The 10,194-nt window shown below is 71.1% G+C and carries 13 protein-coding genes; 5 read left to right on the plus strand and 8 right to left on the minus strand.

Annotated elements, in window-relative coordinates:
- Window positions 1-4 precede the first annotated feature (4 nt).
- Genes ABZ930_RS01445 through ABZ930_RS01465 form a run of 5 tightly spaced genes read right to left on the minus strand, consistent with a single transcriptional unit; the run spans window position 5 to window position 3,321 of the window.
- Window positions 5-430: a hypothetical protein gene (locus ABZ930_RS01445; RefSeq protein WP_361539586.1), complete on the minus strand. Its 426-nt coding sequence runs from the start codon at window positions 428-430 to the stop codon at window positions 5-7.
- On the minus strand, window positions 427-1,176 hold the full coding sequence (locus ABZ930_RS01450; protein ID WP_361539588.1) for a methyltransferase domain-containing protein: 750 nt from the start codon (window positions 1,174-1,176) through the stop codon (window positions 427-429). The genes ABZ930_RS01445 and ABZ930_RS01450 overlap by 4 nt, the downstream gene beginning before the upstream one ends.
- Window positions 1,173-1,922 carry a DUF2071 domain-containing protein gene (locus tag ABZ930_RS01455; protein ID WP_361539591.1) on the minus strand — a complete coding sequence of 250 codons (750 nt, stop codon included), beginning with the start codon at window positions 1,920-1,922 and terminating at the stop codon, window positions 1,173-1,175. Before ABZ930_RS01455 ends, ABZ930_RS01450 begins: the two co-directional genes overlap by 4 nt.
- A 20-nt stretch (window positions 1,923-1,942) precedes the next feature.
- The gene (locus tag ABZ930_RS01460) at window positions 1,943-2,884 is read right to left on the minus strand and encodes a DUF3419 family protein (RefSeq protein ID WP_361539594.1); all 942 of its coding nucleotides are present in this window, start codon (window positions 2,882-2,884) and stop codon (window positions 1,943-1,945) included.
- Window positions 2,881-3,321, minus strand: coding sequence for a DoxX-like family protein (locus ABZ930_RS01465; RefSeq protein WP_361539597.1), 441 nt, complete (start codon window positions 3,319-3,321; stop codon window positions 2,881-2,883). The genes ABZ930_RS01460 and ABZ930_RS01465 overlap by 4 nt, the downstream gene beginning before the upstream one ends.
- A 295-nt stretch (window positions 3,322-3,616) precedes the next feature.
- Between ABZ930_RS01465 and ABZ930_RS01470 the strand changes: the two genes are divergently transcribed.
- Entirely contained in the window at window positions 3,617-4,453 is an 837-nt protein-coding gene (locus tag ABZ930_RS01470; RefSeq protein WP_361539600.1) for a DUF4328 domain-containing protein, read from the plus strand.
- A gap of 108 nt (window positions 4,454-4,561) precedes the next feature.
- On the opposite strand, the gene ABZ930_RS01475 is transcribed toward ABZ930_RS01470, so the two are convergent.
- Together ABZ930_RS01475 and ABZ930_RS01480 are read right to left on the minus strand one after the other, a co-directional pair.
- On the minus strand, window positions 4,562-5,113 hold the full coding sequence (locus tag ABZ930_RS01475) for a hypothetical protein (RefSeq protein WP_361539603.1): 552 nt from the start codon (window positions 5,111-5,113) through the stop codon (window positions 4,562-4,564).
- A complete protein-coding gene (locus ABZ930_RS01480) occupies window positions 5,074-5,517 on the minus strand; it encodes a hypothetical protein (protein WP_361539606.1) in 444 nt (147 codons plus the stop codon). The genes ABZ930_RS01475 and ABZ930_RS01480 overlap by 40 nt, the downstream gene beginning before the upstream one ends.
- 277 nt (window positions 5,518-5,794) lie before the next feature.
- Between ABZ930_RS01480 and ABZ930_RS01485 the strand changes: the two genes are divergently transcribed.
- From ABZ930_RS01485 to ABZ930_RS01495, 3 genes are all read left to right on the plus strand, one after another.
- Window positions 5,795-7,075, plus strand: a complete 1,281-nt coding sequence (locus ABZ930_RS01485) for a helix-turn-helix domain-containing protein (protein ID WP_361539609.1) — start codon at window positions 5,795-5,797, stop codon at window positions 7,073-7,075.
- A gap of 131 nt (window positions 7,076-7,206) precedes the next feature.
- Entirely contained in the window at window positions 7,207-7,551 is a 345-nt protein-coding gene (locus ABZ930_RS01490; protein ID WP_361539612.1) for a VOC family protein, read from the plus strand.
- A gap of 169 nt (window positions 7,552-7,720) precedes the next feature.
- Window positions 7,721-8,287, plus strand: a complete 567-nt coding sequence (locus ABZ930_RS01495) for a YrhB domain-containing protein (protein WP_361539615.1) — start codon at window positions 7,721-7,723, stop codon at window positions 8,285-8,287.
- A gap of 239 nt (window positions 8,288-8,526) precedes the next feature.
- Here the strand turns inward: ABZ930_RS01495 and ABZ930_RS01500 are convergent, their stop codons facing one another.
- The gene (locus tag ABZ930_RS01500) at window positions 8,527-9,372 is read right to left on the minus strand and encodes an LLM class flavin-dependent oxidoreductase (RefSeq protein ID WP_361539618.1); all 846 of its coding nucleotides are present in this window, start codon (window positions 9,370-9,372) and stop codon (window positions 8,527-8,529) included.
- A gap of 365 nt (window positions 9,373-9,737) precedes the next feature.
- Between ABZ930_RS01500 and ABZ930_RS01505 the strand changes: the two genes are divergently transcribed.
- Window positions 9,738-10,067, plus strand: coding sequence for a hypothetical protein (locus ABZ930_RS01505; protein ID WP_361539621.1), 330 nt, complete (start codon window positions 9,738-9,740; stop codon window positions 10,065-10,067).
- The last annotated feature ends 127 nt before the right edge of the window (window positions 10,068-10,194 follow it).

Here is a 10,194-nt window from a genome sequence, read left to right on the forward strand (position 1 = left end):
CCGGTCACCCCAGCGTCCGCGTCGCCGCCACCACGAAGACTCCCGTCACCCAGGTCCACAGCACCGCCAGCGCCGCATGGCCCGCGGTGCGCAGGCGATGGCCGCGCCACAGGCGCGGGGAGAAGTAGGCGAACTCCATGATCCAGCGCAGCCCCCAGAACAGGGTCTGGGCGCAGAGCAGGAACGTCGGGAGGGGCGCGCCGGTGAGCAGGTCCGGGGCGAAGGCCAGGGGGAGGGCGCCGAGCAGGGCGCAGGTCAGCCCGATGAAGAACAGGTGGGCGTAGGAGACCTGACGGGTGAGCAGGCTGCTGGCGCGCAGGTCCCCGGGCCAGCCGAGCACGCGGGGCAGCACGGCGTGCACCAGGCCCATCAGGATGAGGGCGAGCCCGACGAGGCGCATCTGCCCAGTCAGGGTGAGGAGTTGGGTCATGACCGCTCCTTCGTGAAGGCGAACGCCGTGACCAGATGCGCGACGCGGCGCTCGGCCTGGTGCCGCAGTCCGGTGTGGGCGGCGAGCCGGAGCCATTCCGCGCGGGGCAGGAAGTGCCAGGCACCGGGGCCGAAGGCGGCCGTGTTCGGTACGTTCCTGAGGTGTTCGGCCAGCAGGAGCGTGCCGCCCGGTCGCAGCAGACGGGCGCATTCCGCGAAGAGGTGTTCCCGGTCCCGGGCGCGACGCAGTTCGTGCGCGGCGAAGACCAGGAGGACGGCGTCCGCATCGGCGGAGGGAGCCGGCAGTGCGTCGGGGCGGCCGGGCACGGCGTGTGCGGGTGGCGGGACGCGGCGCCGGGCGCGGCGGATGGAGCCCTCGTCCGTCAGGGCCGGGTCGTACAGGTCGATGGCGCGGAGCCGTGCGGTGGGCCAGCGCGCGGCGAGGGGAGCGCTCACCTCGTCGAGGCCGGTGCCGACCACGACACAGGCGGACGGAGTGCCCGGCAGAAGTGCCGCCAGCCAGTCGTAGCCGTACAACTCTGAGCGGTCGTAGACGTACCAGCTCGCCGCGGTGGCGGTGCCGAGGAGAGTGAGGGCCATGGCGGATCCGGCACGGGCGAGGCGGCGCAGGGGGCCGGGCAGGCGGTGGGCGAGGGCGGCCGAGGCGATGGCGGTGGTCAGTCCGGCCGCGTACTGCGGCCAGTTGTAGGCGACGACGTCACGGACGCCGGAGTGACGGGTGGTCATGGTGTCTCGCCGTTCTCGCCGCGGCGCACGCCGCGCTCCCAGCCGTAGTCGACGCCGGCGACGTGGAAGGCGTTGGCCAGGACGGGCCGCGTGCGGGCGAGCGGACCGTGGTCGAAGAAGGTCAGCCGGTCCACCTCGACGCGGACGGGCCGCGGCTCCCACTGGGTACGGGTCGCTTTGACGACGATCACGGAGCGGGTCTGGGGTTCCCATTCGAAGGTGTAGGGGAGTGGTCCGGCGAAGCGGCGGGCCGCGCGCTCGTCCGCGAACGGGCTCTGGGGCGGGAGCGGCGCAGGGCCGCCGCGGAGGTCGGCACGGACTGTGAGGTCGGCGTGCCCGTCGGCGCTGTCGACGCGGAACTCCAGGGTGCCGTCCGTGACGGCTGAACCGATGCGCGCCAGGCGGTAGTTGTACCGGGTGAGCAGATTGCCGCCGGACCGCATCAGGCGGGTGTCGGTGTCGCTGCGCAGGATGCGCAGACCGCGCATGGTCCGCCCGCCGGGGGTCGGGAAGCGGGTGAAGACGCGGTATCCGGTCAGCAGGAAGTCGCGGCCGAACCGGGCGGGCACGCCGGCCGGTCGCAGGGCCCGGGTGTCGACGAGGGCGGCGGCCACGAAACCGTACAGCGGTTCCTGTGCACCCGCGCGATACGTGTCGAGTTCGAGGGCGGGCGGCACGAGTGGACACAGCACCTCGGCGGGCAGGGCGTACGTCAGGACGAGCGAGTGCGCGAAGTGAGTGCGCATCGCTATGGGATGACGCTGTATCAGATGTCGCACGGTTCGATCCTCACGTCGTCGGTTCCGGCCGGGTCCACGCCCAGGCGGACCACGCGGACGACACCCCACAGCGCGGAGCGGTCCTGGGCTGCCCAGCCCGCGCCGGCCGGTCCGGGTTCGCGGAAGCTGCGCAGGACGACGACGCCGCCGGGGCGGACGGCGTGCCGTACGGCGGCGCGCAGCCGGTGGGCGAAGGCCGGGCCCGGCCCGTCGAGCACGTTGGAGAGCGTCACGGCGTCGTAGCTCCCGCGTGGCGCCCGCTCCATGAGGTCCACGACATCACCTTCGGCAAGCCGGACCCCGGGCGCCAACGGCGGCTCCGTGCGCGGGTTCTCGGTACCCGCCAGCAGCCGCCACAGCCAGGGATTCCGGGCGTTGGGATGGCCGGTGACAGCACGTTCCAGACGTCGTCGGAGTACGACGTCGAAGCGCGCGGGGATCACCGCCGCGAACGACGGACGCACCGTCACGGCGAGGGCGCCGCTCGGTCGCAGGGCGAGTCGCATCAGTCGGCGCAGCCCCGGGGTGTCCAGGTCCGCGCGCCAGCGCCGCACTTGTTCCGCCGGGTCGTCGAGGGTGAGGAAGGTGCGCAGAGCGGGCTCGCGCCAGCCCGGGAGCAGGGCGGCGGCCGCGCCTCGGCCCAGCCGCATCAGCCGCTCGGCGGAGCCCTCGACGGTCTCACCTCCCGCAAGTCGCCGCTGCGCGTAGGCGAGTTGTACGGGGTTGAGGTCCACGGCCGTCACGTCGTGACCGGCGCGGTGCAGAGCGGCGGCGGTGTCGCCCGCGGAGGCGATGCACAGCACCCGTGCGCCGCTCGTGGGCAGGGCACGGAGTTCGATGCCCCAGTCCTCGTACATCCGGCCGAACAGCAGGCGGGGCCCGCCGGTCGTGCCGGTGATCCGGCCCTGTGCCCAGGGGGTGCTGCTCATTGGCCCACCGCCTCCTCCGACTTCCGGGACACCATCCAGATCAGAACGACGAAGGCCAGGTTCTGCGTGAGCATCCGCCCGGGCTCCTGGATCTGTCCGGGGCTGAACAGCAGGCCACCGGCGTTGAATCCCGCTACGAGGACCGTCTGGACGACGGCGGCGCTGCGCGCCCGCCGTCCGGTGAGCACCCAGAGTCCGAGCGCCACCTCGGCGAGGCCGATGGCCACCAGGGCCGCCGTCTGCGCTCCGTCGGCGAGGAACGGTACGTCCCCGACGATGGCGCGCTGGTCCGCCCGACCCGGCCAGACCTTGCACCACCATCCTTCGTAGAACCACACGAGGGCGATGGCACCGCGCGCGACGGCCCCGTGCCACTGCTTCCGCGCAGGCCCGGCACGCCGGGCGGCATGCGGGTCGGCTCCGGCCGGATGGTTCATGCGCATCGCACCGATCTCGTAGGTCCGTTGCTCCGTCGACTCGCTCGACTCGCAGAATTGAACGTGTTCAAGATGAGCGTACGGTACAGGTTCGACAGGGGTGGTGGACGGGAGTCAGGAGTAGGGGAGCGGTGCGGTGCTGGGCTCCCGCGATGGGGGCTTCCACAATGCTGAGCCGACCGTGGTCGTAGCAGTCCGTCAGCTCGCTGCGCGGCTGTTCTGGGGTAGTGTTCGCAGGTCGCGCGGCCGGGGGGCCGGAAGGGAACGCGGCGGTCCCTGGGGAGGGTGCACGGCTGTGCTGTGCAAGAGATGCGGGAAGAACCAGGCCTTGGTCGAGGACGGGCTGTGCTCCCGGTGTGCGGCCGCCGTGGTCGCGGAGCTGACGCCCGCGCCGGGACCCGAACCGGTCGCGGACGCGCCGCTGCCGCCGCGGGCACCGTCCGCACCGTACGACCCGGGGGCCCGCTGGGCGCTGCTCCGCTCGCCGAACGGGCTCGCCACGCTGGCCGTCGCCCTGCTGTGCCTGGTCGCCGCGTCCGATCTCGCGTCGGTGCTCGCGGGAATCGGCGAGTACCGGTTCCTGGCCGACGCGGCGACCGGTGACTGGTCCCGGCTCGACAGCGCCGACGCGCGGCGCGTCGACGAGCTGTACGTCTGGTCGGGCCGGATCCAGCTGCTGGCCCTGGCCGCCTCGGCGGCCGGCTTCATCGCCTGGTTCCTGCGGGTGCGCGACAACGCCCACGTGTTCCTGCCGTCCGGGCAGAGCAAGGCGCGGGCCTGGGCGATCTTCGGCTTCTTCGTCCCGGTCGTCAGCCTCTGGTTCCCGCGCCGCATCGCGCTCGACACCTGGCACGCCAGCGCCGCCGAACCCGAACTCGGGCGCGGGCGGGCCTGGATGGTCGACCTGTGGTGGTTCCTGTGGCTGGGCGATCTGCTGATCGGGCGGTTCGCGGCCAACATGTACGACAGTGCCGAGACGCTGGAGGAGACCACGTCGGCCACCGGGCTGGTGATCTTCGCCGACTCGCTCGACATCGTGGCGGCCGGTGTCGCCGTCGCCTTCGTGCGGACCCTGACCGGCCTGCAGAATCAGAGGGTCCAGGCACGGAGCGCGGGTCCGGCCGCCGCCTGAGGCCGGTCACATGCGCGACGCCGAGCCGGGAGACCACGGCCGGTGCGCCGAGGACACCCGCAAGGGCTTAGCGGGCGGTCTCCTCGGCTCCCTCCCGGCGGCGTCGGCTCACAGGAGCTGGAGACCGAACCCGCGGCACACCGGCTTGAAGTCCGACGGCCCGTCCGCCAGGGCGTTCATGGTGATCTGCAGCGTCGGATCGTCGTTGAAGAGCCCGATGTGCCCGGCGCGGTCGGTCGGGCAGACGTCCTGCAGGACCACGTTGTCGACGTCCTCACCCTTGAGGGCCTGCGTGGCGTACGGCGTGACGACGGTGTCGTACTTCGTCATGACGACCGTGTAGCGCGGACCGGCGGGGACGGTGTCGCCGTCGGACCACATCTCGCGGGTGTAGTCCGAGGTGTTCGTCTGCTCGATGACACCCGGAAAGCGGGCGACGTTCGACAGGTGCGTCACGAAGCCCATGAGATTCAGCTGGTTGCCGAGGTCGACGATCCCGTCGAGGTTCGTGCCGTGCGAACTCGGGGCCCAGCCGACATACTTGTCGACCTTCTGCGCGCCGCCCATCTTCTTCATCCACCACATCGGGACGCTGCCGCCGAGTGAGTGCCCGATGATGTTCACCTTGGCCGAGCCCGTGGACGCGAGGACCTTGTCCACGAACGCGTCGAGCTGCGCCGCCGATTCACGGTTGGGACCGAGCCCGCCGACGCGGCCGAGGGAGACCCGTAGTTCAGGGCGTAGACGCAGTAGCCCGCGTTCTTCAGCCGAGGCGCCGCCTTCACGAAGTTCGCGCCGAGGTTGAAGAAGGTGCCCGGCAGCATGACGACAGGCTCGGGGTGCTCGGCGCTGGGCCTGCACGACCAGTCGTTCGCGCCGGGCACTGCCCCGGGCGAGCTGACGTAGTTCCAGAGAGCCTCCGGCACGCCTCCCTCGCGCAGCTTGGGCGTGTCGTCGGCCTGGGTCGGCGCCGCCGCCGAGAAGGTGAGAGCGGTGGCGGCGCAGGCCGCCGCGACGGTCAGGCTCTTGCGGAGTTTGCGCGTGGACGGCTCGGTCACTGACATGCGGGTCTCCAGGGAATGCGGGGCGGCGGCGAACACGGCGGGGAGCGCGGTCCGCGGCGGGCCCGTGCAGCGCTCCACACGAAGACTGAGGCATCGACCACCTCATGGACCCCAGCTGTCGTCCAGACCTGCCGAGTGTCGTTTGTGACCTGTCACAAGGAGCAGCGGTCCGGAGACCTCTCTCACACACCCCGCCGCGCTCTTGACGTCCCGCCCCGGTCCAGCGACTTTGGCTACCTCTGCGCATGGACGATCTCGGGGCGGGCGACAGGCGGCAATGGAGTACGAGGGTGAGGGCGGGGTGGAGCAGCAACTGGCCTTCGACGGCGTCGACCTCCACCAGCGCCTCAGCGACGCCCTCCCCGCACTCGCCGGTCGTGTCCTGGACCGACTCGTCGACCACGTGCCGGTGTACGACACGATGCCCGGCGAGCAGCTCCGCGGCGAGATCCAACGCGTCGTCGAGCAGGGCATCAGCTCCTTCGCCGCGATGCTCCGCACGGGCCGGCCGCCCGATGAGAGCCAACTCCTGGCGCTGCGTCAGTCGGCCGCCAAGCGCGCCGAGGAGGGAGTGCCCGTCGAGGCGGTGGTGCGGGCGTACCACGTCGGCGCGCAGGAATGCCTGCAGCAGATGCTCGCCCATGCCACGGCCGACGATCTGGAGCACGTGCAGGCCGCGACCGTGCTGGTGCTGCAGTTCCTGGAACGTATGACGGTCACCGTGGTCGCCGGTTTCTTCGCCGAGCGGCAGGCGGTCCTGGGCGAGGACCAGTCCGCGCGGCAAGCCATGCTGACCGCGCTCGTCGACGGCACGGACGTCCTGGGTACCGCGGCCCGCTGGGGGCTGGACGTCCCTCCCTGCTATCTGGTCCTGGACCTCGCGGTCGGCGCGCATCCCGACGAGGCGCTCGACGGGGTCAGCCCGGTCATCGCGGCCAAGCGCAAGCTGCGTCGGCTGCGCGTCGAACTCAACCGGCATGTCGACGGCACCGTCCTGTCCGCGCTGTCCGGCGACGGCGGTGTGGCGCTGATCCCGTGCCGCACGGGCCCGGACCGGGTCACCGGCCAGGACTGGGAACGACTGGCCACCGCCGTCGCGCACATGCAACGGATCGCCGGGGCGCACATCATGGCGGGCGGCGCGTCCGCCGCCCCGAAGGACATTCCCGCCGCCGTGACACTGGCCCGTGAGGTGCGCTGGGTGGCGGCGGCATCGACACGGCCGCCGGGACTGTACCGGCTGCCCGACGTGCTGCTGGAGTACCAGCTGATGCGTCCCGGACCGGCCCGGGACGAGTTGGCCGGCCTCATCAGGCCGTTGACCGCCCGACCCGAACTGCTGGACACCGTGCGCGCCTACCTGCGCTGCGGGCTCGACCGCAGGCGCACCGCACAGGAACTGCGCGTGCACCCCAACACCGTCGACTACCGGCTGCGCCGCGCGGCCGAGATCTCCGGCCTCGACGTCACGACGGGGCCGGACGCGCTGCGCGTGCGAGCGGGGATCAGCGCACTCGACGCGGAGAGCGTGCGGCCTCGTTCGCACGAGGACCTTTAGGCGTGATCCGCATCGGGCAGTGACTCATCCGCACCTACGCCGGTCGCGCGCCGCCGGACCGGGGCAGCATGCGATGAGTTCCGGTCGCAGAAGTGGTCCTGTTTCCGGAACGACTGTGAGGAGTGACCCTGGTGGACCTGTACACCGTCATGTGTGTGAGTGACCGGATCAAGGCACGCGCATGGTACGCGGCGTTCTTCGGACGCCCCGCCGACGAGATCATGGGCGAGGAATACCTGTGGCAGCTCGGCGAGAACGCATGGCTCGTCATCGACGACCGGGACATGCGCGCCGAGCGCGTAGGCGGTGCCATGATCACGCTCGGCGTCGACGACCTCGACGACATTCTGGCCCGACTCGCCGTGCACAGGATCGATCACGAACCGGTCGAGACCTACGGCAACGGCGTACGCCACGTCGTCGTACTGGATCCCGACGGGAACAGCCTCTCGCTGGCCGAGCCGCCCCATCGGTGAGCTTGCCTCATGTGACGGCTAGGGTTCCGGCCCCGCGCGGGGATCGTTTGCGCATCCGACTTCCACGGCGGCGCGGAACTCGACTCGGTGCGTGAGGACCTCATCGATGGGGTGCCCTTCGGTGGAATTCCCCTGGCGGTCGTCGGATGGAGTGCGTGATGCTGCGGGGGTGACCGGACGGGATGAGGCAGTGCGGCGTGTCGAGGAAGAGCTGGAGCGTGAGCACCAGGCGTGGGTCGCAGCGGGTTTCGACGCGTATCCGCGTGTGGTGGTCGTGGAGGTGGACGAGCACGAGCTCGTCTGGAAGGTGTACGTCCAGTCCGAGGAGTGGGCACGGACCCGCGACCCGGCCGCGATGCTGATAGGACACGGCCCCTATCTGGTCGACCGCGTCGACGGTGGCCTCCACTCCATCGGAGCGCTCTCCGAGATCCAGGGCGCATGGGAGGACGACTACCGGGCTCGCATCCGGGGGCTGCCCGTGCGTACTCCGCTGGATGACCTCCACGACGGCCTCCGCGCAACAGCAGAGACGCCCGGCGGACGCATGACCGCTGTACGCGGCTTGCGCCGCAGGGTGTCCGGCCTGTCCCCGGCGCAGGCCCTGGCCTACATCGACGGCCTCCTCGCGGGCGACGTCCCCGCCCAGTTGCTGGCCACCGCTCGCGGGCAACTGGTGGAGCCCATCGACCGTGTACTCGCGGTCCGCACCTACGGCGTCGACGCGGACTTCTGAAGCGGGAGTTCGGGAGTTCGGCTTCCCGTCCTTCTTCGGGAAGCTGGGACGCGCACCGGATGGTGGACAAGTGCTGCGCGCTCCGGGTCGCCAAGTGCCGTACACGGACGGCCTGGTGATGCTTCCTGCGCCCTCGGGGGATGATCTCGTCGTCCCCCGAGGGGCAGTACATCCTGACCGTGTCGGCGTCGCCTGCTGAACCGAAGTCGGCGGCCGTGCCACGGTGCTCGCCTACGCCGTCACAGAACGTCGGCGAGACGGTCTACCTGGCTGGGGTCGAGGCCGTGGCAGTAGAGCATGACCTCGTCGGCGCCGAGGTCGGTGAAGCGGGCGATCGCATCGCTGATCTCGGCGGGCGTGGTGAGCAGCCCGGCGACCATCTGGTCGGCCATGCCGGTGAAGGTGTAGTAGGCGTGCATGGTGGCCCGGGCGTCGTCGACCACGTGTTGGGGGCCGAGGGCGACGTTCACCTGGGCGACGATGCGCGGGGCGCCGTCGCGCCCGTACTCCTTCCAGAAGGTGCGGACGGTGTGGAACAGTCCGCCTGCCCACGAGGGCGCCGCGGCGGCGAGGAAACCGTCGCCCCAGCGGGCGACGCGTTCGAGCGCGGCGGGCTTGAATCCACCGAAGAGCACCTCGGGGCCGCCCGGTCGGGCCGGGGCGGGGCCGATCGGGCCCACCCCGTCCGCGTACGGCTCGCCGCACCAGAGGCGGCGCATGACCGCCATCTGCTCGTCGAGGCGACGGCCGCGGGTGTGTATGTCGGTGCCGGTCGCCTGGTGATCGTCGTCCCGGCCGCCGACTCCCAGACCGAGGACGAGACGGCCACCGGACATGCGGTCCAGCGTGGCGGCCTGCTTGGCGAGCAGAGCGGTGTCGCGCAGCGGGGCGAGCAGTACCTCGGTCTGGATACGGATGCGGGACGTGGCGCCCGCCAGGACGGCGAGCGCTACCAGCGGTTCGGGGTTGTGGTAGACGAGCCGGTCGAGCAGGCCGAGTGTGCTGAAGGGCCCGGCGTCAGCGCGCTGGGCCCAGGTGAGGAGGGTGGTCGGGTCGCCGATGGGCAGGCCGATACCGACGTTCATGAAGGAAACCTCCGAAAGGAAGGGTCGACAAAGACAGCTGCCGCCCCTCCGGCACCTCAGCGAGGTGGGACGCTCCCGCTCTGCGGCGTGTTTCCGGGGAACGTCTCGTCAAAGTGATCCGACCATAGGGCGGGCAGCGCTCGTGGGACAAGCCGTTTTTGGCCGGCCCCCGCTGCCCAGCACTTAACGGTCAGCACACCATCGGCGCGCGGAAGGCGCCTGCCCGTCGCGGATAGACTGGCCGGTTCGGTGCCACAGCGATACCGGAGGCGCGTTCGAGGGCGGTCCTCTCAAGGCGTCGCGGCACACGGGCGGCGTAAGGCTGCCGGCAGGCGTCCGCCGCGGATCTCGGAAGGGTTTGTGGGATGGGTGTGGACGTGGTGCTGGTGGAGGTCGAGCAGCGCGGGACGAGCTCGAAGAAGCGTCGGCTGACCTCGGTGGCATCCGTGCAGGACAGGGGTGACCTGTTTTCCGCGCTGTGCGCGACGAGCAGTCTGCCGATGCTGAACCGGGTGGATCCGTACCGCAGCCAGATCCTCACGTCGGTGGAGATGCCCCAGTTCCTCTCCGAAATCGACGTCACCCGTGACCTCGTGAAGGAGCAGCGGGAGCGAGACGTCCTGGAGAAGGTTCGCGAACTGGCCGAGCGCTGCGCGGAGGCCACGACCTTGGAACTTCATCTGGAGGGCGACTAGGGCCTGTCCGGCGGATCTTGTCGCGGGCGCGGGGTCTGGCACGCCGACCTGCGGCGTTGTCGTCGGTTGCCAACGCTCCGCGTTGACGCCCTCCTCCGCCTTGCATCTCGACGCACCAGACCCCGCT

Origin of the sequence: Streptomyces sp. NPDC046716, from assembly GCF_040645755.1 — a bacterium.
Taxonomy (GTDB): Bacteria; Actinomycetota; Actinomycetes; order Streptomycetales; family Streptomycetaceae; genus Streptomyces.